This is a genomic window from Shewanella sp. MM_2022_3 (assembly GCF_022557375.1).
GTDB lineage: Bacteria > Pseudomonadota > Gammaproteobacteria > Enterobacterales > Shewanellaceae > Shewanella > Shewanella xiamenensis.
The window spans coordinates 1-276 of sequence record NZ_JAKZGV010000134.1 but is presented as its reverse complement, the minus strand read 5'-3'; the positions used below and the strand labels follow the sequence as shown (position 1 = coordinate 276).

1 protein-coding gene is annotated in these 276 nt (G+C 49.6%); it reads right to left on the bottom strand.

All coding sequences use genetic code 11. The annotated features are described in order from the left end of the window. On the bottom strand, positions 1 to 276 hold a 276-nt coding region (locus MMG82_RS21670; protein WP_241407425.1), incomplete at both ends, for an EF-Tu/IF-2/RF-3 family GTPase.

The following is a 276-nucleotide window of genomic DNA, read 5'->3' as shown; positions in this document are numbered from 1 at the left end:
CACCTGCACGACCTTCGTCAAGCAGCTTACGGAACATTTCTACGCCAGTACAAGTTGTTTTAGAAGTCGTGCGGATACCAACGATTTCTACTTCGTCGCCCACTTTAACGATACCACGCTCTACACGGCCTGTTACTACTGTACCACGACCAGAAATAGAGAATACGTCTTCGATTGGCATCAGGAATGGCTTATCGATATCACGCTCTGGCTCTGGAATGTAAGAGTCTAAAGCTGCTGCCAGCTCAAGGATCTTCGCTTCCCACTCCGGCTCGC